21 protein-coding genes are annotated in these 21,647 nt (G+C 68.9%); 13 read left to right on the top strand and 8 right to left on the bottom strand.

The window, feature by feature from the left end:
* Window positions 1-4: 4 nt before the first annotated feature.
* Window positions 5-1,060: a heat-inducible transcriptional repressor HrcA gene (gene hrcA, locus GGQ91_RS06865; RefSeq protein ID WP_085987606.1), complete on the bottom strand. Its 1,056-nt coding sequence runs from the start codon at window positions 1,058-1,060 to the stop codon at window positions 5-7.
* A 167-nt stretch (window positions 1,061-1,227) separates the two neighbouring features.
* On the opposite strand from hrcA, the gene rph reads away from it, so the two are divergent.
* Genes rph through hemW form a run of 3 tightly spaced genes read left to right on the top strand, consistent with a single transcriptional unit; the run spans window position 1,228 to window position 3,781 of the window.
* A complete protein-coding gene (rph, locus tag GGQ91_RS06860; protein WP_043380092.1) occupies window positions 1,228-1,941 on the top strand; it encodes a ribonuclease PH in 714 nt (237 codons plus the stop codon).
* Entirely contained in the window at window positions 1,938-2,567 is a 630-nt protein-coding gene (gene rdgB, locus GGQ91_RS06855; protein ID WP_182591645.1) for an RdgB/HAM1 family non-canonical purine NTP pyrophosphatase, read from the top strand. The genes rph and rdgB overlap by 4 nt, the downstream gene beginning before the upstream one ends.
* Window positions 2,568-2,605: 38 nt before the next feature.
* On the top strand, window positions 2,606-3,781 hold the full coding sequence (gene hemW / locus GGQ91_RS06850; protein ID WP_182591644.1) for a radical SAM family heme chaperone HemW: 1,176 nt from the start codon (window positions 2,606-2,608) through the stop codon (window positions 3,779-3,781).
* Here hemW and GGQ91_RS06845 read toward each other — a convergent pair whose 3' ends face one another.
* Window positions 3,782-5,047 carry a penicillin-binding protein activator gene (locus GGQ91_RS06845; protein ID WP_179696824.1) on the bottom strand — a complete coding sequence of 422 codons (1,266 nt, stop codon included), beginning with the start codon at window positions 5,045-5,047 and terminating at the stop codon, window positions 3,782-3,784.
* A 134-nt stretch (window positions 5,048-5,181) separates the two neighbouring features.
* On the opposite strand from GGQ91_RS06845, the gene rsmI reads away from it, so the two are divergent.
* Together rsmI and GGQ91_RS06835 are read left to right on the top strand one after the other, a co-directional pair.
* Window positions 5,182-6,153: a 16S rRNA (cytidine(1402)-2'-O)-methyltransferase gene (gene rsmI / locus GGQ91_RS06840; protein ID WP_043345837.1), complete on the top strand. Its 972-nt coding sequence runs from the start codon at window positions 5,182-5,184 to the stop codon at window positions 6,151-6,153.
* Entirely contained in the window at window positions 6,150-6,539 is a 390-nt protein-coding gene (locus GGQ91_RS06835; protein ID WP_182591643.1) for a YraN family protein, read from the top strand. Before rsmI ends, GGQ91_RS06835 begins: the two co-directional genes overlap by 4 nt.
* Before the next feature lie 78 nt (window positions 6,540-6,617).
* Here GGQ91_RS06835 and GGQ91_RS06830 read toward each other — a convergent pair whose 3' ends face one another.
* The 3 genes from GGQ91_RS06830 to GGQ91_RS06820 form a co-directional block, all read right to left on the bottom strand.
* Window positions 6,618-7,007 (bottom strand): response regulator, encoded by a 390-nt coding sequence (locus GGQ91_RS06830; protein ID WP_043345829.1) that lies wholly within the window; start codon window positions 7,005-7,007, stop codon window positions 6,618-6,620.
* 257 nt (window positions 7,008-7,264) lie between these two features.
* A complete protein-coding gene (locus GGQ91_RS06825; protein ID WP_182591642.1) occupies window positions 7,265-8,377 on the bottom strand; it encodes a L,D-transpeptidase family protein in 1,113 nt (370 codons plus the stop codon).
* 76 nt (window positions 8,378-8,453) lie between these two features.
* Entirely contained in the window at window positions 8,454-9,428 is a 975-nt protein-coding gene (locus tag GGQ91_RS06820; protein ID WP_182591641.1) for an extensin family protein, read from the bottom strand.
* A gap of 182 nt (window positions 9,429-9,610) precedes the next feature.
* On the opposite strand from GGQ91_RS06820, the gene GGQ91_RS06815 reads away from it, so the two are divergent.
* The gene (locus tag GGQ91_RS06815; protein WP_182591640.1) at window positions 9,611-11,680 is read left to right on the top strand and encodes a M3 family metallopeptidase; all 2,070 of its coding nucleotides are present in this window, start codon (window positions 9,611-9,613) and stop codon (window positions 11,678-11,680) included.
* 84 nt (window positions 11,681-11,764) lie between these two features.
* Window positions 11,765-12,703 (top strand): hypothetical protein, encoded by a 939-nt coding sequence (locus GGQ91_RS06810; protein ID WP_043380078.1) that lies wholly within the window; start codon window positions 11,765-11,767, stop codon window positions 12,701-12,703.
* A gap of 21 nt (window positions 12,704-12,724) precedes the next feature.
* Here the strand turns inward: GGQ91_RS06810 and GGQ91_RS06805 are convergent, their stop codons facing one another.
* Both GGQ91_RS06805 and GGQ91_RS06800 read right to left on the bottom strand, forming a co-directional pair.
* Complete coding sequence (locus GGQ91_RS06805; RefSeq protein ID WP_043345819.1) at window positions 12,725-12,943, bottom strand: hypothetical protein; 219 nt, start codon at window positions 12,941-12,943, stop codon at window positions 12,725-12,727.
* A 173-nt stretch (window positions 12,944-13,116) separates the two neighbouring features.
* Window positions 13,117-13,509, bottom strand: a complete 393-nt coding sequence (locus tag GGQ91_RS06800) for a DUF2267 domain-containing protein (RefSeq protein WP_043345824.1) — start codon at window positions 13,507-13,509, stop codon at window positions 13,117-13,119.
* A gap of 354 nt (window positions 13,510-13,863) precedes the next feature.
* Between GGQ91_RS06800 and GGQ91_RS06795 the strand changes: the two genes are divergently transcribed.
* The 6 genes from GGQ91_RS06795 (at window position 13,864) to GGQ91_RS06770 (ending at window position 20,993) form a co-directional block, all read left to right on the top strand.
* Entirely contained in the window at window positions 13,864-14,607 is a 744-nt protein-coding gene (locus tag GGQ91_RS06795; protein ID WP_043380077.1) for a (Fe-S)-binding protein, read from the top strand.
* Window positions 14,604-16,175, top strand: a complete 1,572-nt coding sequence (locus tag GGQ91_RS06790; RefSeq protein WP_043380074.1) for a lactate utilization protein B — start codon at window positions 14,604-14,606, stop codon at window positions 16,173-16,175. The genes GGQ91_RS06795 and GGQ91_RS06790 overlap by 4 nt, the downstream gene beginning before the upstream one ends.
* Complete coding sequence (locus tag GGQ91_RS06785) at window positions 16,172-16,765, top strand: LutC/YkgG family protein (RefSeq protein ID WP_043380072.1); 594 nt, start codon at window positions 16,172-16,174, stop codon at window positions 16,763-16,765. Before GGQ91_RS06790 ends, GGQ91_RS06785 begins: the two co-directional genes overlap by 4 nt.
* A gap of 70 nt (window positions 16,766-16,835) precedes the next feature.
* Window positions 16,836-17,696 carry a transglutaminase-like domain-containing protein gene (locus GGQ91_RS06780; protein WP_182591639.1) on the top strand — a complete coding sequence of 287 codons (861 nt, stop codon included), beginning with the start codon at window positions 16,836-16,838 and terminating at the stop codon, window positions 17,694-17,696.
* A 677-nt stretch (window positions 17,697-18,373) separates the two neighbouring features.
* The gene (gene ilvD, locus GGQ91_RS06775; protein WP_043380071.1) at window positions 18,374-20,104 is read left to right on the top strand and encodes a dihydroxy-acid dehydratase; all 1,731 of its coding nucleotides are present in this window, start codon (window positions 18,374-18,376) and stop codon (window positions 20,102-20,104) included.
* Complete coding sequence (locus GGQ91_RS06770) at window positions 20,091-20,993, top strand: tetratricopeptide repeat protein (RefSeq protein ID WP_043345803.1); 903 nt, start codon at window positions 20,091-20,093, stop codon at window positions 20,991-20,993. The genes ilvD and GGQ91_RS06770 overlap by 14 nt, the downstream gene beginning before the upstream one ends.
* Window positions 20,994-21,020: 27 nt before the next feature.
* Here the strand turns inward: GGQ91_RS06770 and GGQ91_RS06765 are convergent, their stop codons facing one another.
* Window positions 21,021-21,644 (bottom strand): glutathione S-transferase family protein, encoded by a 624-nt coding sequence (locus GGQ91_RS06765; RefSeq protein WP_043380068.1) that lies wholly within the window; start codon window positions 21,642-21,644, stop codon window positions 21,021-21,023.
* Window positions 21,645-21,647: the final 3 nt, after the last annotated feature.

The raw sequence follows: 21,647 nt of genomic DNA, 5'->3' as shown, positions 1-21,647 counted from the left end.
GGACCTACCGGCCGCCGTCCAGAAGCTTCGACACCACCCGCGCCGTGTAATCCACCATCGGCACGATGCGCGCGTAGTTGAGGCGGGTCGGACCGATGACCCCGACCACGCCGACGATCTTCTGCGATCCGTCGCGGAACGGCGCCGCGATCAGCGATGACCCCGAGAGGGAGAACAGCTTGTTCTCGGAGCCGATGAAGATACGCACGCCCTCGCCGCCCTCGGCACGGGCCAGCAGGTCGATGACGTCCTTCTGGGTCTCAAGGTCATTGAACAGCAGGCGGATCCGCTCGAGATCCTCGACCGCCCGCAGGTCGTCGAGCAGGTTAGCCTGACCGCGAACGATCAGTTGGCGCGCTTCCGTCGGCCCCACCGGCGTTGCGAGCCCCGCATCGACGAGGCGTTCGGTGATCGCGTCGAGCTCGCGCTTCATGGCCTTGCGGCCGGCCTCGATCTCGGCGCGCAGCGACCCCAGGGTGCGGCCCTGCAGGCGCGCGTTGAGGAAGTTCGTGGCCTCCTGAAGCGCACCCGCCGGAAGTCCGGGCGGCAGATCGACGATGCGGTTCTCGACGGAGCCGTCATCCGAGACGAGGATGACGAGGGCGCGGGCCGGATCGAGCCGCACGAACTCGATGTGCTTCAGATTGACGTTGGCCTTGGTGGTCAGCACCACGCCGGCCCCCCGCGAGACGCCCGACAGCATGGTCGAGGCCTCGGCCAGGGCGGAATCGAACGTGTGGCCCGAGGCTGCGGCCCGCATCTGTGCCTCGATGCGCGCCTGCTCGTCCTGGCTGACGTCGCCGAGTTCCAGCATCGCGTCGACGAAGAACCGCAGCCCGAGTTCGGTCGGGAGGCGTCCGGCCGAGGTATGCGGCGCGAAGATCAGGCCGGAATGCTCCAGATCCGCCATCACGTTCCGGATCGAGGCCGGCGACAGCGCCATCGGGAGGATCCGAGCGAGATTCCGGGAGCCCACCGGCTCGCCGGTCGTGAGATAGCTCTCGACGATCTGCCGGAAGATCTCGCGGGCGCGCTCATTGAGGGCGGCGAGGGCCTGCATGGATTGGCCGTTGGCAAAGTTGGGACTGGGGTGTGTCACGCGGTCATCCTGTAGTCCGATCATGCGCAACCGATCCGCGCGGATCAATCCGTACGGCGATGCTTGCCCGTGATGTCGCGGCGGCCTAAGAGCCCGGCCCTCGACACTCTCGACAGAAGGGGCCCGCGATGCGGCCTTCCAAGCGTGCCGCCGACGAGTTGCGGCCCGTGAGCCTGGAGCGCGCGGTTTCGCGCTACGCAGAAGGCTCGTGCCTCGTCAGCTTCGGAAATACCCGGGTGCTCTGCACCGCGTCGCTCGAAGAGCGTTCGCCCCCGTGGCTGCGCGGCTCGGGCAAGGGCTGGGTCACGGCGGAGTACGCTATGCTCCCGCGTGCGACGCACGAACGCACCCGCCGCGAGGTTGGTTCCGGGAAGCCGTCGGGTCGAACGCAGGAAATCCAGCGGCTGATCGGCCGGTCCCTCCGGGCCGTCACGAACCTGCCGGCCATGGGCGAGCGTCAGGTGACGATCGATTGCGACGTCATCCAGGCCGATGGCGGCACCCGGACGGCCGCCATCACCGGCGCCTGGGTGGCGCTGCACGATTGCTTCGCCTGGATGCGGACGCGCTCGATCATCTCGGTCGATCCCCTGCGCGACCATGTCGCTGCCGTCTCGTGCGGCCTGTACAAGGGCATGCCGGTCCTCGATCTCGATTACGCCGAGGATTCCGCGGCCGAGACCGACGCCAATTTCGTGCTGACCGGGCGCGGCGGCATCGTGGAGGTGCAGGGCACCGCCGAGATGGAGCCCTTCACCCAGGAGCAGCTTCTCGAACTTCTCGGCCTCGCCCGCGCCGGCACCGAGCGGCTGGTCGCCCTGCAGAAGGAGGCCATCGCGTGAGCCGCCGCCTGACCGGGAAGGTGGTCATCGCCACGCACAATGCCGGCAAGCTCACCGAGATGCGCGAGCTGCTCGCGCCGTTCGGGGTCGAGGCGGTGTCGGCCGGCGAAATCGGGCTGCCCGAGCCCGAGGAAACCGGCACGATGTTCGCCGAGAATGCCGCCATCAAGGCGAAGGCGGCGGCCGACGCCACCGGACTGCCCGCCTTCGCGGACGATTCCGGCCTGTGCGTCGACGCCCTCGACGGAGCGCCGGGCATCTTCTCGGCCCGCTGGGCCGGCCCGAACAAGGATTTCGCGGCCGCGATGGCGCGGATCTTCGCCGAGCTCGACGACCGTGGCGCGGCCGACCGCCGGGCCCATTTCGTTTCGGCCCTGGTCCTGGCTTGGCCGGACGGCCACACCGAGCTGTTCGAAGGGCGGGTGTTCGGCGACCTCGTGGCGGCGCGGGGGACCGCCGGCTTCGGTTACGACCCGATCTTCCGGCCGGACGGGCACGCGCGCACCTTCGGCGAGATGAGCGCCGAGGAGAAGCACGGCGTCGACTGGCAGAAGGGTCAGGGGCTCTCGCACCGGGCCCGGGCCTTCGTGGCGTTGAGCCGGGCCTGTCTGGCCTCCGGTTCCTGATTGCCAAACGGCGCGGCCGCGCTCACATCCCGGTCATCATGGTATCGACCGGCCCGGACCATCCGACCCGCGACGTGGGTTTCGGAATCTACCTGCACTGGCCCTTCTGCGCGGCGAAGTGCCCGTATTGCGACTTCAACAGCCACGTCCGCCACGCGGGCGTGGACGAGCCGCGCTTCCTCGCGGCATTCCGGGCCGAGATCGCCCACACGGCCGCCCGCACCCCGGGGCGGACCGTCACCAGCATCTTCCTCGGCGGCGGGACACCCTCGCTGATGCAGCCCGCGACCGTGGCGGGCCTGCTCGACGCCGTCGCGGAACACTGGCCGGTGGCTCAAGGCGCCGAGGTCACCCTCGAGGCCAATCCGTCGAGTGTCGAGGCCGGGCGCTTCCGGGGTTACCGCGCCGCCGGGGTCAACCGGGTTTCCCTCGGCATCCAGGCCCTCGACGACGCGTCGCTTCGGACCCTCGGGCGCCTGCACGACGCCGCACAGGCCCTGGAGGCGATCACGCTGGCGCAGTCGGCCTTCGAGCGGACCTCCTTCGACCTGATCTATGCCCGGCCCGGACAGACTCCGGCGCTGTGGCGGGCGGAGCTGAAAGCGGCGCTGGCGCGGGCCGCAGAGCATCTCTCGCTCTACCAGCTCACCATCGAGCCGGGGACGCCGTTCTACGGCTTCGCCGCCGCCGGCAAACTGGTGACGCCGGACGACGAGGTCGGACGCGCCCTCTACGACGTCACCCAGGAACTTTGTGCAGAGGCCGGCCTGCCGGCTTATGAAATCTCGAACCACGCCCGGCCCGGGGCGGAGTCGCGGCACAACCTGCTCTATTGGCGCTACGGCGAGTATGCCGGCATCGGTCCCGGCGCGCACGGGCGGCTCGTGACGGCGGGGGGACGGATCGGGACCGTCACCGAGCGGTCGCCGGAAGCCTGGCTGGCCCGGGTCGAGCGCGAAGGACATGCCGTCGTCGAGACCGAAACGCTCACGGCCGCCGACCAGGCCGACGAGTTCTTGGTGATGGGGCTTCGCCTTCGCGAGGGCATCGATCCGGATCGCTACGCTGCCCTCAAGGGCCGGCCGCTGAACGGCAACCGCATCGGCATGCTGATCGGCGATGGCGTGCTGGAGCGGCTTCCCGGCGGCCGCATCGCCGCGACCGCCAAGGGGGCGCCGGTGCTCAATGCCCTGGTTGCCGAACTTGCGGCCTGATCAGATCCCGGGCTTTGCCAGCACCCGCGGCGCGGGGCTGACGGGTATCGCGGCATTGTTGCGGATCTCATAGACCGCCAGGGACCGCTCGCTCTGCCCATCCGGCCGGAAGCGGAAGGTCCCGTCGATGCCGGCGAAGCCGGAGCCATTCGTGAGGGTGGTCTCCGCGAAGCGCTGCGAGCCGTAGCGTCGGGACAGGGCGGCCGCGAGCATCACCGCATCATAGGCCAGGGATGCGACGCGCGGCGGAACGGCGCCGAACCGGGCTTGGTAGCGGCCGCTGAAATTCGAGAACCCGGTGCGGTCCGGCGAGGCGAAGCGGCCGCCCTGCAAGGCGGGAAGGGCGAAGAGCGACGGCTCGTTCCAGAGGGCGGTGCCGATGGGGCGTATCCGGGCGGGCGAGAACCCCGCCTTGGTCAGCGCCGCGGCCACGCCCGGCAGCGCATCGGCGGTTTCGGGGATGAACAGCGCGTCGGCGGTGGCGCCCGGCCCTGCGATGACCCGGGTCAGCCGTTCCACCGCCGGACCCGGCGCGCCGGCCGGGTAGCGTTCGACGGCGGCGACCCGCGCGCCCTTCCGGGCAACGGCCTCCCGGAACTCCGCCTCCACGGCATTGCCGTAGGCCGTCTCGGGGATCAGAGCCGCGAAGGAGCGTTTTCCGCCGGCGACGGAATCCTCGACCACGCGGTCCACCTCTGGTTGCGGCAGGAAGCTCAGGAGGTAGACGCCCCGGCTGGCCACGGTCACGTCGGTCGAGAAGCCGACCACCGGCTTGCCCGCCGCTCTGGCCGCGGCCGCAGCCGTCTGAACATTGCCGGCGAAGAGCGGACCGAGCACGATCTCGGCCCCCTGGCGCAGCGCCTCCTGCGTCGCGTCCCGGGCGCCGTCCGGGCTGCCTCGGTCATCTTCCACCAGGAGCGTCAGGTCGGGTTGCTCTGCCTCGTCGTAGGCGAGTTGTGCCGCGTTGCGCATGGCGGCACCCACCGTTGCCCCCTGGCCGGTCAGCGGCAGCACGAGGGCGACCTTGACGGCTCCGGAGCCGATGCGCCCGGTGCCACCCGCCGCCGGCATCGGCGGCCCTGCGGGTGCGGGTGGCAGTGCCCCGGGAACGGCCGCTGGCGGCGTCAGCTCGGCCTGTGGCGCCGTCGCGCGCCGAGCGATGTCGGTGCCGAGGCAGCCGCCCAGTGACAGCAGGACGGCGCACAGCGCAGCGGTCGGGGCGGTGACGCGCACGAGACGGTCCCGCATGCTCGTCGGGCGCGCCATCGCGCGGACTCCTCTCGGCAGGCACCGCAGCCTGACGATCGGAATCCGAATTGTAAACGCGGAGCGGCAGAGTTGCCCCCGGTCGGACGCCTTCACCGCGACGGGAGACGGCCGGTGTGGCAAGATCACCGATGATGACACGCCGATTCGATGCCCCGGGGCCCGCCGCCCCGACCCGAGCTCCGTCCCCGAAGCTCGCCCCCGATCGGCCGCGCAACACCACCTTCACGGCCTTCGGTCTGGCGAGCGAGACCGAGCCCCTGTCGCCGGGCCTGCACATTGTGGCGACTCCCATCGGGAACCTGCGCGACATCACCATCCGGGCCCTGTCCACCCTGGCGGCCGCGGATGCGGTCCTGGCCGAGGACACCCGCGTCACCCGGAACCTGCTGGCGCATTACGGGATCACGACACCGCTGCTCGCCTATCACGAGCATTCCAACGATGCCGTGCGGGAGCGGATGATCGCGCGGCTGCGCGCCGGCGAAGCCCTGGCTCTCGTCTCGGATGCCGGGACGCCGCTGGTCTCGGATCCCGGCTACAAGTTGGTCCAGGCCGCGATCGAGGCGGGGATCGCCATCACGCCGGTTCCGGGCCCGTCGGCGGTGATGACGGCCTTGGTCGCGGCGGGTCTGCCGACCGATCGTTTCTTCTTCGAGGGCTTCCTCCCGCAGAAGGCCGGCGCCCGGCGCAACCGCCTGGAGGCACTGGTTCAGGTTCCCGGCACGCTGGTCTTGTTCGAATCGCCGCATCGCCTGCCCGACATGCTGGCCGATGCCGCCGCGGTGCTCGGCCCGGAGCGCCCGGCCGCCGTGACACGGGAATTGACCAAGCTCTACGAAACCATCCGACGCGATACTTTGGGCAGCCTGAGCGAGCGCTTCGCCCAGGAAGGACCGCCCAAGGGTGAGATCGTGGTGATCATCGGCGCGGCGACGACGCCGGAGCGAACGATTGATGCGGATGCCGCCCTCGACGCGCTGATCCTGTCGGCGCTGGAGCGGCACTCGATCAAGGATGCCGCCAGCCTCGTCGCTGACGAGACCGGACAGCCGCGGCGTCAGGTCTATTCGCGGGCGCTGGCTTTGGCGCGGGGCCAGGGATGAACGGGGCTGTGCCGGACCGGACCGGCCGGCGCCGCGCCGCCTATCGGCGCGGCCACCACGCCGAATGGCTGGCGCTGGCCGCACTGATGCTCAAGGGCTACTGGCCGATCGGCCGGCGCGTGAGCATGGCCGGGGGCGAGATCGACCTCGTCGTCCAGCGCTGGAACACCATCGTGTTCGTGGAGGTGAAGGCGCGTGCCAAGCGTGACGACGCGCGGGAAGCGATCGATGCCGCCAAGCGGCGGCGCTTCTCCCGCGCGGTCAGGGCGTGGATCGGGCGCAACGCGTGGTGTGCCGGTGTGACGTTCCGTGCCGACGCCGTTTTCGTCGGGGCCCGCGGGTGGCCAGCCCATGTCGAGCAGGTCTTCACGATCGAAGGGCTCTGAAGCCGCGGTCAGGAACCGCGGCGTCTCGCCTCACCCGACAGCCGCCGTGCTGGGGACGCGCCGGTTACCCGGCGTGCGTCAGGCGCGGGCGGCCCGGATCGCGCCGATCAGCGTGCGCTTGAGATCGGCTTGGCTGAAGGGCTTCTGAACGACGGGCCGGTCGCGGAACGGCTCGCGGATGCCCGCGCCGCCGTACCCGGTGGAGAAGACCAGCGGCAGGTCGCGCTTGGCGATGGCCTCGGCCACGGGATAGATCGGCTCGCCCGCCACGTTCACGTCGAGGATGGCGACCTCGAACGCTTCCTGCGACGCCATTTCCAGCGCGGAGGAGAGCCGTGCGGCCGGCCCGACTACGGCACAGCCGAAATCGAGGAGCATGTCCTCCAGAAGCATGGAGATCGCGGCCTCGTCCTCGACGACGAGAACGCGGACACCGTTGAGAACGTCGTCGTTGGAGTCAGCAATCACGCCGGGCCGTCTTCCCTTCGAACGCCCCGTTTCCGGGGATTATGCCGTGCGGTCGGTCGAGCCCCGCGCACCGCGACAGCAGCGCTCGTATGAACGAGCGCGGCCCGAAGGATGGCCCGCGAGACAACCTGTGGCGTCGCCCGTATTCCGCAACGTGTCAAGCGTTCCCGGCCCGTTCCGATGGCACGACCGCGCGCTATGTTAACGCCTGATACATTTTTGTCCGCCCGGCAACCGGGCGGATCGAAGCCGGGTGATCAGTCTTCCTTGAAGACGACCTCAGCACCGCGCGTGACATGCGCGGCAAGGTCGCGGGCATTCCAATTGGTCAGCCGGATGCACCCATGGGATTCGGTCTTGCCGACCTTCTCGGGCTCAGGCGTTCCGTGGATGCCGTAGCTCGGGATCGCCAGATCGATCCAGACCAGACCGACCGGGTTGTTGGGACCGGATTGGATGGTGAACTTGTGCTGCGCTTTCACGCCCTTGAATGCGTATTTCGGATTGTACGTGTAGTCGGGATCGAACGCGACGCCCTTCACCTTGGTGTCGCCGCTCGGCGCTGGCTTCTCGGAGCTGCCGATCGAGGCGGGGTAGTAGGCCAGCAGCTTTCCGTCGGCGCCGAAGGCCCGGACGTCGCGGCTCGCCTTGCCGACCTCGATGCGCTCGACCTTCGGACTTTCGGGGAGGTCCTTGGCCTTCGGCTTGTCGGTCCCCATCGGCTCGACGGCCGCCACGGCGATGACCGTGCCGGCCTTGTCCAGGGACTTGCCGGGATTGAGCGCGCTGACGAGGTCACGGCTCATGTGGAAGCGCTCTGCGAGCATCTCCCGGGCATTGGTGTACCCCAACGTCTTGAGATCGGCCTGCTGCTCCATCTTGGGCGGGATCCGCTCGACATAGGGCCCCGAGGCGTCGGATTCGGTGATCGTATAGTCCGTGACGACGGGCTTATCGCTCGTCGCCTGGAGCTTGTCCCAAACCTCAGGATTCAGGCTCTGCGTCGCCGGAAGCCCCTGCGCCACAGCGAAGGCGGAGAGCGCGCGTTTATAATTTTCGCCGGTCCGGCCGTCGATCGCGCCGGGATAGAAATGCGCCCGGTCGAGCAGCACCTGCGCCTTGACGACCAGCGGGTCGGGCTTCTCCGCGGACGCAGCGGCCCGGCGCGCCTTCGTGTTCGGCTTGGCATCCCGATCCTTGCCCGCTTCCGGGGGCGCCAGGGCGGCGGCGTTCACGGTGTCGGCGGTGAGCGCCGGCGGCTGCGCCGCTTCGGTCTTCCGGTCTTTCTCGGGCTTGGCCGCCGCGCCTTGCACGACGAGACAGCTCGCCACGAGAGCCGCGCCAACGGGCCGCCAGGATTTTGGGATCATCGACGTCGCAATTCCGGAGAGCGGAGGCGCTCCCGTGCCAAAAAGCGCCGAGCCGGCCGGAACGTTCCACGCGAGGCTACTCGCACAGCCGGTGGCCCGCATTGCGCTCCCGCTGGTCCACATGAAGATGGTTGGCGTGGGCGGCGTTCGAACCCGGCCCCAGGACCGTGCGGAAGAAGCCGCAGGCCTTGGTGCGCACCGCGCCCAGAAACTGCGCCTCCTCGGAGCCGTCCGGCATCGCCTTCACGGGGATGCTTGCGCGTCCGGCGAAGGCGAAGCCCATGATGTCGGCGGCATTGGCGAAGGCATGTTCGCTCAGCTTGGCATCGATGTCGTGATTCTGGCCTCGGCAGACATAGGAGCCGCCCAGTTCAAGGGCGGTCAGGGGATGCTTCAACGTCCGCTCGGCCTCGACCTGCACCTCGGTGACCCAGCGCGCCAGGGCTTCGGCGGCCCGGCAGGTCAATGTCGCGCCCTGCGGCAGCGCCACGCCGTCGGCGAATTTCGTCACCTTGAGCGGCAGCGGAGCGGTGCATTGCCCTTCCGCGATGGGCGCCAGCGGCTCGAAATCGACGCCGAGTCGCTTCAGGCGCGTCCGGCAGGCCGTATCGTCCGGCGGCGAGACCTTCAGGGCCAGGGCCGCCCCGCCGGACAGTTCCGGCGGGCGCTCGGGCGGCGCGGGTGGCGGCGTCGGGATCTCGGGTTTGGACGCCTCCTTCGCGAAGTCCTTCGAGCCTTCCTTCGGGCCTTCCTTCGCGGATTCAAAGGCCTTTTCCCGGCCGGGATCCTTGACCGGCTCCTTCGCCGGCTCCGCGACGGCAGGCTTCAGTTCCGGAGGCCGGGCCGGCGGGGTCGGCGGCGCCGGCTCCGCAATGGGTGGCTTCAGCGTCTCAGGGCGTTCGGGCGGCAGGGGCGGGGGCGTCGGCACCGAGGCGGCGGGCGTTTCGGCGGCCCCGACCGGATCGGCGGCGAGCAGGCCGAGCGCCAATGCAAGGGCCACCCCGGCGCGCATGACGGACGGAGGGCGGATCGACAGAGTGCGTCCCGGCATGGGGCCTCGAAGCGTGGGCGTTGGCCTCTACAACGGACGAGACGCCATTCGGATCGCGCCCATGTGGTTGACGGACCCGTCGAACGGGCCACTGTCTTTCCGATCGCGCCGGCAGACCCCATGTCGGCGCACCGGCGGCGCGGACAGACGCGGCGTCGCGTGGACGTATCGTTGAGGACCGCATGTCGGACGCAGCTGATGCCGGGCTCCCGAGCCTGCCGCAGGACAATCCCTTCCGCGAGGCGCATTGGAGCACCCCGCACGGCCTTCCGCCGTTCGAGCGGATCCGACCGGAGCACTACGGGCCGGCCTTCGCAGCGGCGCTAGAGGCCCACGCTTCCGAGATCCGCGTGATCGCGAGCCAGGACGCTCCGGCCACCTTCGGCAACACCGTGGAGGCCATGGAGCGGGCCGGCCTCGCCCTCGAGCGCGTCGCCGGCGTCTTCTACAATCTGACCGGCAGCCATACGAACCCGGAGCTTCAGGCCATCGAGCGCGAGATCGGCCCCAAGCTCGCCCGGCATGGAAGCGCCATCTACCTGAATCCCGAGCTCTGGGCCCGGATCTCGGCGATCGCGCCCGAGGGCCTGGAGCCGGAGGAGCGCCGGGTCCTCGACCGATACCGGATCCGCTTCCGTCGGTCGGGGGCCGATCTCGGGCCCCAGGACAAGGCCCGCATGGCGGAGATCGCGGCACGCCTGTCGGAACTCGGCACGCGGTTCAGCCAGAATCTTCTGGCCGACGAGAGCAGCTTCATCCTGCCGCTTCGGGGCGAGGAGGATCTGGCCGGCCTGCCGCCGTTCCTGCGGGCCGCCGCCGAGAGCGCCGCCAAGGAGCGCGGCCTCGACGGGCACGTCATCACTCTGTCGCGCTCGCTGATCGAGCCTTTCCTGGTCTTCTCGACCCGGCGCGACCTGCGCGAGCGCGCCTATGCGGCCTGGACCCGGCGCGGCGAGAACGGCGGCGAGACCGACAACCGTGCGATCCTCGCCGAGATCATCCGGTTGCGCGCGGAGCGGGCGCGGCTTCTCGGGTTCGCGAGCTTCGCCCATTTCGCCCTCGACGACACGATGGCGGCGAGTCCCGAAGCGGCGACCGGGCTTTTGCGCGACGTCTGGACGCCCGCCCGGGCGCGGGCGGCCGAAGAGCGGGACCGCCTCCAGGCGACGATCCAGGCCGAAGGCCACAACTTCGCGCTCCAGGCGCACGATTGGCGGCACTACGCCGAGAAGGTGCGTCGCGCCGAGCACGACCTCGACGAAAGTGAGATCAAGGCCTACCTGCCGTTGGAGCGGATGATCGAGGCGGCGTTCGACACGGCCTCCCGGCTGTTCGGCCTGACCTTCACTGAACTCTCCGACGTCCCCCGGTATCATCCCGATGTCCGGGTCTGGCGGTTCGGCAATCCCGACGGGTCCGAGGTGGGCCTCTTCCTCGGCGATTATTTCGCCCGGGCCTCGAAGCGGTCCGGCGCCTGGATGAGCGCATTCCGCTCGCAGGAGCGCCTGAACGGCCCGATCACGCCGATCATCGTCAACGTGATGAATTTCGCCAAGGCGCCGGACGGCGAGAGCACGCTGCTGTCCTTCGACGACGCACGCACCCTGTTCCACGAATTCGGCCACGCCCTGCATGGTCTGCTATCGGACGTGACCTACCCGCTCCTGTCCGGGACGGCCGTGTCGCGGGACTTCGTCGAACTGCCCTCGCAGCTCTACGAACATTGGCTGGAGCAGCCGGAGGTCCTACGCGCCCACGCGCGGCATCATCGGACCGGCGAGCCCATGCCCGACGCCCTGCTGCAGAAGCTGCTGGCGGCACGGACCTTCAACCAGGGTTTCGCCACGGTGGAGTACACCGCCTCGGCCATCGTCGACATGACGCTGCACCTCTCGGCGGAGGGCGAGGCCGGGCTCGACGTCCCCGTCTTCGAGTCCGAAGCGTTGCGGCGGATCAGCATGCCAGCCGAGATCAGCATGCGGCACCGGACACCGCACTTCGCCCACATCTTCTCGGGGGATGGCTACGCGGCCGGGTACTACAGCTATCTCTGGTCGGAGGTGCTCGATGCGGACGCGTTCGACGCGTTCCGCGAAGCGGGCGACATCTTCGATCCGGAGACGGCCAAGCGGCTGCGGACCTTCGTGTACGGTGCCGGCAACCTGCGCGATCCGCGCGAGGCCTACACGGCCTTCCGCGGGCGGATGCCCAGCATCGAGCCGCTGTTGAAGAAGCGCGGGCTGGCGGCCTGAGCCGCGCGCCCACGGTAAGGGTTTCGTAAACAAACGTCCTTAACGAACGCTTGCAGCGCGAGGCCGCGTGCGGAGTTCGGGGCGATGACGAAGATCCAAGCCAAGCAGGCCGTTTCCGAGGGCATCTCGCCGGCGGATCTGCTCAAAGCTGTGGTGACCGGAAAGGCGGAAGTTGCCCCGGCGGCGACCGCGTCCGTGGAGCCTGCCGCGGGCAAGGGCTTCGCTCGTCCGTTCCTGTCGCGCCTCGATCATAAGCGGCTCGCATTCCCGGGCGCGGCTTTGGCCGTCGGCGCAATTCTGGGCGGGAGCGTGATGGTGCTCTCCCGCCCGGCAGCCGTGCGGCCCGATGCGATTGCGGCTCTCGAAACCACGCTCGATGCCGGTCGGACCGAAACCGTTCGGCTGGCCGGCGACATCGCGCAGCTCCACACCGTCCTCGCCGACCTTCGCGCCTCAACGGACGCCGCGCGGAAGGAGGCCGCGACCCGCAGCAGCGCCCTCGGCGAGCGTCTGGCGCAGGTCGACAAGAGTCTCAATGCCAAGGTCGCGGCTCTCGGCGAGCGCCTCGAGCAGGTCGAGCGCGAGCACACCGCCCGGCTCACCGGCCTTGCCGCGCAGCTGGAGCGCCGGACAGCCGCGACACCGGTCGCCGCGAAGGCAGAGCCGACCCAGACGGGAAGCATCGGCGAGCCCGCCCGCGCCAGCGAGGGGAAGCCCGAGGTCAAGGTGGCGGACGCCAAGGCAGGCGAGGCCAAGGCAGGCGAGGCTAAGACTGGCGAGGCCAAGATTGGCGAGACCAAGCCGAAACCGGCGGCCTTCGACAGGCCCCCGGTGATCGAAGGTTGGGCTCTGCGGGACGTCTACGAGGGCACGGCGGTTTTGGAGAATCGCCGTCGCCGCCTGGTCGAGGTCTCGCCCGGCGACATCCTTCCGGGCGTCGGTCGCGTGGAAGGCGTCGAGCGACATGGACGGGAATGGGTGGTCGTGACGCGCCAGGGTCTCGTCACGTCGCAGCCCTGGTAGGCTGACCGAATCCGAACAACCTCAGCGGCTGGGACAGCCGGTCGGGGCCAGTTCGCCGGGCGCAATCGGGAAACGCGGCTCGATCGTCATCGGATCGGCCAAGGCCGCCGCGCGCTCCGCCCGTTGGCGCCCGTGCCTCAGAGCGCGGGTCTGCGCCGCGCGGGTCGGATGCAGGATGGCAGCGAGCAGGGTCTGCCCTTCAAACTCGCTGTCCAGGTTTTTGGCTTCGAAGACGGGCATGGCCGGCCTGCTTGAGAGCGGAACTGGACACTGCCAAAGGCGTCGATCCAGCCCGCATCCCTAATAACGGGGATCGCGTGGACAGGTTCCGTCAAGCTTTCGCCTCGAAACCACTTTTTTACCTTCGTCCAGGCGGCACCCGAATGCAGTGCGACCGCGCACATCGATGGGCGTCAGACGAATTGGTTCAAGCCGGGGATCGAGCCGATGATCGGGCCCATCGCGTCCTCGCCCACCTTCTCGCGACCGAAAGCGAACAGCTCCTGGCCGAGGGGCTGCATCTGACCCATCGGGACACCGGCGGCCATCAGCTTCTGACCCAAAGCCATGACGCCGCCGCCGCCCATCATGCCGCCGAGCATGCCCATCAGACCGCCGCCGCCGCTCTCGCCGGCATTCGACTCGGCGATCAGGGACTCGGAGCCCGGCAGGGCAGCCAGGAGTTGACCGACCTCGGTCGCCGGCCCTTCCTTCTGCAGGAAGGCCAGGATGTGCCCGATGGCGGTCTGAGCGGTCGCGGCGTCGAGCCCGGTGCGGGTGGTGACGCGGGCGAGCAGTTCTTCCATGGTGATGATCTCTTCGGAACGCTTCCAGACGTCATTCGACTCTGAGGCGTCGGAAATCAAGCGCGCGGCCCAGCATCCTCGGGAAACTCTCCGGCTGCGCACGGAGGAGCGTCACCCCTCGACCGGATCGAGGACGCCGACCGCCAAGCCCCGGGAACGACGTCCCCTGACCGCGGATCCACGGCCTGGAAGACGGAGGGGCGGCGGACCCCGCATCAACGGCGCGCTGCGTTACATCGGGCCCGGTGACGCAGTGTCCGATCTCGCCAAGATCAGCGACATCCGGTAGACCCACCACCAATCTTGAACCGTTCCAGATCGCCGCGCGGCCGATCTTCAGGGAGTTGTCGCACCATGCGGGTCGGCCTGTTCGTGCCGTGCTACGTCGACGCCTTCGAGCCCGAGGTGGGGATCGCCACCCTCGAGCTGCTGGAGCGGCTCGGCTGCACGGTGGAATACCCTTACGACCAGACGTGCTGTGGTCAGCCGATGGCCAATACCGGTTGCCACGCCGAAGCCGCCGCCACCGAAGCGCTGTTCGTGAAGAACTTTTCCGGCTTCGACTATGTCGTCGCGCCGTCGGGATCCTGCGTCCACCAAGTCCGCGAGCATCTCACCGCGATCCCCCAGACCGACGCGGTGCGCCACGTCCGTGCCAGCACCTACGAGCTGGTGGAATTCCTGCACGACGTGCTGAAGGTCGAGGACCTGCCCTGGACGAACTTCCCCCACAAGGTCGCCTATCACACCAACTGCAACGCCTTGCGCGGCATCCATCACGCGCGACCATCCGAGTTGGTGAAGCCCTACTATTCGAAGCCCCTCGACCTGCTGCGCCTCGTCAAGGGTGTCGAGCTCGTCGATCTCGCCCGGCCGGACGAGTGCTGCGGCTTCGGCGGGACCTTTTCGGTGTTCGAGCCCGCCGTCTCGGCCAAGATGGGCTACGACAAGGTGGCCGACCAGAACCGCGCCGGCGCCCAATATGTCGTCTCGGCGGATTCCTCCTGTCTCATGCATCAGAAGGGCTGCGCCGAGCGCCTGGGCCTGCCCCTCAAGTACATCCACATCGCCCAGGTGCTGAACGGAGCCACCGCATGAGCGCCGAGGATCTGAATCCCCGCGAGCGCGACGGCGTCATCCACCCGGAGGTGCGCGCCAGCCACGACGAGAGTGAACGCGCGCAGGACGGACGGCGCCTCCAGCACGCCGAGGCGGCCTCGAAGCCGATCCGCGCGCCCCAGGTCCGTGAGCCGCAGCCCCGCGGCGCGAAGATCCGGGGTGACCGTCCGATCAATCAGTCCGAGGCCGCCGAGCGCTTCCTCGCCGCGCCGCTGCACCAGGCCGCCCACGACGAGCGGCTGTGGGACCTGCGCAAGAAGCGCGACGTCTCGGCCCACGGCATTCCCGAATGGGAGGAGCTCCGCGAGCTCGCCTCGCAGATCAAGACGCACACGCTGAGCCATCTCGACCGCTATCTCGAGCAGTTCGAGGCAGCCGCGAAAGCCAACGGCGTCCATGTCCACTGGGCCAAGGACGGGGCCGACCACAACCGGATCGTCCTGGAGATCCTGCGGAGCCACGGCGCCAAGACGCTGGTGAAGTCGAAGTCGATGCTCACCGAGGAGTGCGGCTTCCGCCACCACATGGCGGCGAACGGGATCGAGGTGATCGAGACCGACCTCGGCGAGCGGATCCAGCAGCTCGACAACGAGGAGCCGAGCCACGTCGTCGCGCCGGCGGTCCACAAGACCCGGATGGACGTGGCCGAGGTCTTCGCCAAGACGCTCGGGACGGACCCGGACAACGACGACGCCCACTATCTCGCCGAGAGCCAGCGGGAGACGACCCGCCCCTATATCCTGAAGGCCGATGCCGGCATGACCGGCTGCAACTTCGCGATCGCGGAGACCGGCTCGGTCGTCACCTGCACCAACGAGGGCAATGCCGACCTCTCCGGCAACGTGCCGCCGCTGCAGATCCACTCCATCGGCATCGAGAAGATCATCCCGAAGGTCGAGCATCTCGGCGTCTTCATCCGCCTGCTGTCGCGCTCGGCGCTCGGCTCGCCGATCACCCAGTACACCTCGCATTTCCGCGCACCGCGGGCGGGCACCGAGATGCACATGGTGCTGGTCGACAACGGCCGCTCCGAGCGCCTCGGCATGGAGGAGTTCTGGACCTCCCTGAAATGCATCCGCTGCGGCGCCTGCATGAACACCTGCCCGGTCTACCGGCGCTCGGGCGGCCTCTCCTACGGGGCGACCTATTCGGGGCCGATCGGGCTGATCATCGATCCGACCTTCAACAAGCGCAAATACTCGACGCTGCCGTTCTCCTCGACGATGAACGGCTCGTGCACCAACGTCTGCCCGGTGAAGATCAACATCCACGAGCAGATCTTCGCGTGGCGCAAGGTGCTGGTCGAGGAGCACCAGATCCCGGCGCTCAAGCAGGGCATGATGAAGGCCGCCGGCGCGGTCCTGTCGCGCCCGGCCGCCTACCGGGCCGCGATCGGCGCGGCGGACTCCGCCCTGAAGGTCCTGCCGCGTTTCGCCGTCTACAATCCGCTCAACACCTGGGGGAAGAAGCGCGAGATGCCCGACGCACCGCGCCAGACCTTCCACGCCTGGTACAAGCAGAACCGCATGAAGGACACGCGTCGATGAGCGCCCGCGACGCGATCCTGGACGGCATCCGCAGGAACCGGCCAGCCGGCGATTTCCCGCTGCCGGAGGTGCCGCTGTTCACGCCCCTCGTCGGCGACGACCATGTGGCCGAGTTCGGCGAGCGGCTGAAGCGGATGGGCGGCCGGGTGGCGGAGCCCGGCGCCAGTGATGTCTTCGCGGGGGTCCGCGAGCGACTCGATGCGGCCAAGGTGATTGCCTCCGCGGTACCGGAACTGACCGGCAACCGGGACCTTCGGAGCGTCCGCGCCCCGCAGGAGGTCGAGGACGTGGACGTGGCGGTGGTGCGCGCTGTGTTCGGCATCGCCGAGACGGGATCGGTGCTGTTCACGGAGGATCAGCTGATCGTCAACGCGGTCGCCTATCTCGCGCAGCACCTCGTCGTTCTGCTCGATCCCGCCGATATCGTGCCCAACGTGCAGGCCGCCTATCGCCGGCCGGAATTCGGCCGCTCGGCCTACGCGGTTCTGCACACCGGACCGTCGGCGACCGCCGACATCGAGGGCGTGCTGATCCACGGCGCGCAGGGCGTGCGCTCGCTCACGGTGCTGATGCTGCCGCGGCGCGCCTGATCCGGAACCCACGATCGGGCGCGCCCCTTGCTTGGGCGGCGGATAGGCCGTCATCCGGCAAGGAGATCCGATGCGCTACATCCTCGGTTGCAGCCTGTCCTACAATATCCTGTCGGACACCACCTTCATCTTCAATCTGGAGGTGGCGAAGCTGAAGAGCGTCGAGATCCTGACCGAGAGCTTGGTCCTGACGCCGAACCTCAAGCGCGACCTCTACACCACGCCCGACCACGAGAACCGCTATCTCGCGGTCAACGTGCCGACCGGCCAGTTCGCGCTGGAGTACAATGCCGAGGTCGATCTCACGGTGCATCGGGCCGATCCCGCGACGATCAACGAGACGCCGATCGGGCAATTGCCCCTCGACATCCTGCCCTTCCTGCTGCCGAGCCGGTTCGTGTCCTCGGACCGGCTGACGCCGTTCGCTCTGGCCGAATTCGGCGCGCTGCCCAAGGGCTATGCCCGCGTGAACCAGATCTGCAACTGGATCCACGACCACATCGCCTATCAGCCGGGCTCCAGCGACGGCGAGACCACCGCGCATGAGTCGCTGCTCAAGCGCGCCGGCGTATGCCGCGATTTCGCGCATCTCGGCGCCGCCTTCTGCCGGGCTCTCGGCATCCCGGCCCGGTTCGTGAGCTGCTACGCCCACGGGCTCGTTCCGAGCGACTTCCACGCCGTGTTCGAAGCCTATCTCGACGGCCGCTGGTGGCTGTTCGACGCCACACGGCAAGCCGACCTCGACGGGCTGGTGCGGATCGGCGTCGGACGCGATGCCGCCGAGATCGCCTTCTCGACGCCCTTCGGCAACATGCAGCCGGTCAACCAGCAGGTGCGGATTCAGCGCGCAGACGGGCAGGGCAGCCCGATGCCGCGCACGGTCGACGCCATCTCCACCGAGATCCCGGCGCCGCAGAGCGGGGCGGCCTGAGCCGCGACCCGCCTGGGATCAGGCCATCCCGTGATCCTGTGATCCCGTCCGGCCGGCCGCCCGCGGACGCCGTCACGGGATCGTCTTCCCGCATCGGAAAGCGTGCCCACCGGGGGGGGGGCGCCTGGACATACGCCCTGTCCCGGGCGGGCTATAGTGCGGTCCTGCAGGGCCCGCGCCCGAGCGAGCCGCGGATCCGGTCCCACGGGTTATTTCCCGATCCGCTCAGGTCTTTCCGGCGCAGACCGCGCACGGCGATAATGCTGCGCCGACGATCTCCGGCCGGTTTTGCCGCGGCGCGGGTGGATTCCTCTGCGGAGATCCGCGCTGATCCTGAAGACTAGACGGATCGAGGCGGATCACCGGGCGGTGCCGTCGCGATTGTCCTTTCTTTGGTCCTGGCGAGCGAAATGGCTGCAAGCGTGGCTGTGGCGGGGTCGCAACACCGTAAAACGATCCCGGCTCCGCCCCGAGACCTGCCTGTAAACGCCGCGATCCCGCCATAGTCCGGGCCCACCTCAAGATCCGCGGTAAACGGCAATCTCGACAACGATTTACCGATCGGAAACGAGGACTTCCCGAGCACGCGGATGAATATCCCGGCGCTTCGCGAACGGCGACGCGCCGCGGTTCAGCGCACCCTCGGGATCGGCTGTGCGAAGGCTTGGTCTGAAGTCATGGTGACGCGTTTGAACGACAAGTCGAAGCTGCCGAGCCGCCACGTCACAGAGGGGCCCGACCGCGCCCCGCACCGCTCCTATCTCTATGCCATGGGTCTGACGCGCGAGCAGATCCACCAGCCGCTGGTCGGCGTCGCCTCCTGCTGGAACGAGGCCGCGCCCTGCAACATCTCGCTGATGCGCCAAGCGCAGGCGGTGAAGAAGGGCGTCGCCGCCGCCAACGGCACGCCGCGCGAATTCTGCACCATCACGGTGACCGACGGGATCGCCATGGGCCATGGCGGCATGCGCGCGTCGCTGCCGTCCCGCGAGGTCATCGCCGATTCGGTCGAGCTGACCATGCGGGGCCATGCCTACGATGCCCTGGTGGGACTTGCCGGCTGCGACAAGTCCCTGCCGGGGATGATGATGGCCATGGTGCGCCTCAACGTCCCCTCGATCTTCATCTACGGCGGCTCGATCCTGCCGGGCTCGTTCCGCGGCAAGCCCGTGACCGTCCAGGATCTGTTCGAGGCTGTCGGCAAGGTCGCCGTCGGCGACATGAGCCTGGAGGATCTGGACGAGCTGGAGCAGGTCGCCTGTCCGTCGGCCGGCGCCTGCGGCGCGCAGTTCACCGCCAACACGATGGCAACCGTCTCCGAGGCGATCGGCCTCGCGCTGCCTTACTCGGCCGGCGCCCCGGCCCCCTACGAGATCCGCGACAAGTTCTGCGCCACCGCCGGCGAGAAGGTGATGGAGCTTCTCGCGAATCGGATCCGCCCGCGGGACATCGTCACCCGCAAGGCGCTGGAGAACGCCGCCACCGTGGTGGCCGCCTCCGGCGGCTCCACGAACGCCGCCCTGCACCTGCCGGCCATCGCGCATGAATGCGGCATCGAATTCACGCTGTTCGACGTGGCGGAGATCTTCCGCCGCACGCCCTACATCGCCGACCTGAAGCCCGGTGGCCGATACGTCGCGAAGGACATGTTCGAGGTCGGCGGCATCCCGCTGCTGATGAAGACGCTCCTCGACCACGGCTTCATGCACGGCGACTGCATGACGGTCACCGGCCGCACCATCGCCGAGAACATGGACCGGGTGACCTGGAACCCGGACCAGGACGTCGTCTACCCGGCCAACCGGCCGATCACCCCGACCGGGGGCGTCGTGGGCCTCAAGGGCAACCTCGCCCCCGAGGGCGCGATCGTGAAGGTCGCGGGCATCCCGGCCGAGAAGCAGGTCTTCACCGGCCCGGCCCGGGTGTTCGACGGCGAGGAGGCCTGCTTCGCCGCCGTGCAGTCGCGCGGCTACAAGGAGGGTGAGGTTCTCGTCATCCGCTACGAGGGGCCCCGGGGCGGTCCCGGCATGCGCGAGATGCTGTCGACCACCGCGGCGCTCTACGGGCAGGGCATGGGCGACAAGGTGGCGCTGATCACCGACGGGCGTTTCTCGGGCGCGACACGCGGCTTCTGCGTCGGCCATGTGGGACCCGAAGCCGCCGTGGGCGGTCCGATCGGCCTGATCCGCGACGGCGACGTCATCACCCTCGATGCCATCCAGGGCACGCTCAGCGTCGCTCTCTCGGACGAGGAACTCGCCGAGCGGCGGAAGGCCTGGACGCCGCGTCCGAACTCCGCGACCTCCGGCTACCTCTGGAAATACGCGCAAGGCGTCGGCCCGGCGCTTTACGGCGCCGTGACCCATCCGGGAGGTGCCAAGGAGACGCAGAGCTATGCGGACGTCTAGGACTGACCTCAGCCGGCGCAGGGCGCCGGTCGGGGCCGATCCCGGTCGGTTCCGGTTCGCCCGCGGCCTCGCCGTCGCGACCTGGGCGCTCGCTTTGCTTGCGCTCCCGGTCGAGACCTCGCGTGCGCTCGACGCCAATGTCCGCACGCCCGTTCAGGTGCCGGTCGCCGACAAGAGCTATCGCTCGGCCAAGGACGCGCTCCGGGCCGGCATGCGGGAGTACAATGCCGGCGACAAGCAGGGCGCGGCCCGCGCCCTCGAATACGCGGCCGGCCAGGGCCACGCCCTGGCTCTGTGGAAGCTCGGCCGGATGTATGCCGACGGCGACGGCGTGCCCCATGACGACTTGAAGGCGTTCGAGTTCTTCTCTCGGATCGCCGATGCCAGCACCGATGACGGCCCCGACCCGCAGAACTCGGCGGTTCTGGGCAGCGCCTTCACGGCTCTGGGTACCTATTTTCTGGAAGGGATCAAGGGCACCTACGTGCGCCCGAATCCCGAACGCGCTTACGACATGTTCAACTACGCCGCGTCGTACTACGGAGATCCCAACGCGCAGTACAATCTCGCCCGGCTCTACCTCGACGGGACGGGCGTCGAGGCCGATCCGAAGCAGGCGGCGCGCTGGTTCAACCTCGCGGCCGAGAAGGGCCACCATCCGGCGCAGGCACTGCTCGGGGACATGCTGGTCAACGGTCTCGGCGGGATCCCGATCCAGCGGGTGAGGGGCCTGATGTGGCTCTCCCTCGCGCGGGAAGGGGCAGAAGCGCGGAAGGACGACTGGATTGTCGCGCTCTACGACAAGAACTGGGCGGCCGCGAGCGAGGACGACCGCGCCGAGGCGCAGACGCAACTGCAAACCGTGGGCTCGATCCGGCGGCGGCGCTGAGCGCCGCCGCCGGACCGCCCGGCCGGTTCAGCCCTTCTTGGCCTCGAGTGCAGCCTTGAACGACGGCCGCGCCAGCGTGGCATCGACATAGGCCGCAAGCTTGGGCCAGCGGTCGGCATCGACCTTCGCCTGCGCCAAGTGCAGATTGTAGAAGCTGGTCGCGATGGAGATGTCGGCGATGCTGAACGCGTCACCGACCAGATACGGGCCCGAGATCTCGCGCTCCAGATAGTCGAACAGCGGCGGCAGGTCCGTGTCGAGCGCCTGGGCGACCGCACCTTCGTCGGTCGGCTGCTTCATCATGTTGGGTTTCAGCACCCGCTGGACGAAAGGCACGATCAGCTTCGCGAACAGTTCGGTGTCGCCGAACTTGTCGAACCAGACGGCGCGGCCGAGCGCCTTCGGTTCGGTCGGAACGAGGGCCGGCGTCGGGTGCTTCCGCTCCAGATACCAGAGGATCGCCGAGGAATCGGCAAGGCGGAAACCGTCGTCCTCGATGGCTGGGATCTTCCCGAGCGGGCTGGCCGCCTGGAAGTCGGCATCCGGCGCGTGGAACATCACAGGCCTGTGCTCGTAGGCGATGCCCTTCTCGGCAAGCGAGACTAGGACCTTGCGGACGTAGGGCGAATAGCCGGTACCGTAGACGATCAAGCG

Origin of the sequence: Methylobacterium fujisawaense, from assembly GCF_014138435.1 — a bacterium.
GTDB lineage: Bacteria > Pseudomonadota > Alphaproteobacteria > Rhizobiales > Beijerinckiaceae > Methylobacterium > Methylobacterium fujisawaense.
The sequence above is the reverse complement of the archived record's forward strand: the minus strand, read 5'-3'. Positions and strand labels throughout refer to the sequence as shown.

Coding starts and splice junctions, on each gene's coding strand:
- hrcA (WP_085987606.1), bottom strand. CDS start 1,060: ATGCAGGCCCTCGCCGCCCTCAATGAGCGCGCCCGCGAGATCTTCCGG.
- rph (WP_043380092.1), top strand. CDS start 1,228: ATGCGGCCTTCCAAGCGTGCCGCCGACGAGTTGCGGCCCGTGAGCCTG.
- hemW (WP_182591644.1), top strand. CDS start 2,606: ATGGTATCGACCGGCCCGGACCATCCGACCCGCGACGTGGGTTTCGGA.
- GGQ91_RS06845 (WP_179696824.1), bottom strand. CDS start 5,047: ATGGCGCGCCCGACGAGCATGCGGGACCGTCTCGTGCGCGTCACCGCC.
- rsmI (WP_043345837.1), top strand. CDS start 5,182: ATGACACGCCGATTCGATGCCCCGGGGCCCGCCGCCCCGACCCGAGCT.
- GGQ91_RS06835 (WP_182591643.1), top strand. CDS start 6,150: ATGAACGGGGCTGTGCCGGACCGGACCGGCCGGCGCCGCGCCGCCTAT.
- GGQ91_RS06825 (WP_182591642.1), bottom strand. CDS start 8,377: ATGATCCCAAAATCCTGGCGGCCCGTTGGCGCGGCTCTCGTGGCGAGC.
- GGQ91_RS06820 (WP_182591641.1), bottom strand. CDS start 9,428: ATGCCGGGACGCACTCTGTCGATCCGCCCTCCGTCCGTCATGCGCGCC.
- GGQ91_RS06815 (WP_182591640.1), top strand. CDS start 9,611: ATGTCGGACGCAGCTGATGCCGGGCTCCCGAGCCTGCCGCAGGACAAT.
- GGQ91_RS06810 (WP_043380078.1), top strand. CDS start 11,765: ATGACGAAGATCCAAGCCAAGCAGGCCGTTTCCGAGGGCATCTCGCCG.
- GGQ91_RS06805 (WP_043345819.1), bottom strand. CDS start 12,943: ATGCCCGTCTTCGAAGCCAAAAACCTGGACAGCGAGTTTGAAGGGCAG.
- GGQ91_RS06800 (WP_043345824.1), bottom strand. CDS start 13,509: ATGGAAGAACTGCTCGCCCGCGTCACCACCCGCACCGGGCTCGACGCC.
- GGQ91_RS06795 (WP_043380077.1), top strand. CDS start 13,864: ATGCGGGTCGGCCTGTTCGTGCCGTGCTACGTCGACGCCTTCGAGCCC.
- GGQ91_RS06790 (WP_043380074.1), top strand. CDS start 14,604: ATGAGCGCCGAGGATCTGAATCCCCGCGAGCGCGACGGCGTCATCCAC.
- GGQ91_RS06785 (WP_043380072.1), top strand. CDS start 16,172: ATGAGCGCCCGCGACGCGATCCTGGACGGCATCCGCAGGAACCGGCCA.
- GGQ91_RS06780 (WP_182591639.1), top strand. CDS start 16,836: ATGCGCTACATCCTCGGTTGCAGCCTGTCCTACAATATCCTGTCGGAC.
- ilvD (WP_043380071.1), top strand. CDS start 18,374: ATGGTGACGCGTTTGAACGACAAGTCGAAGCTGCCGAGCCGCCACGTC.
- GGQ91_RS06770 (WP_043345803.1), top strand. CDS start 20,091: ATGCGGACGTCTAGGACTGACCTCAGCCGGCGCAGGGCGCCGGTCGGG.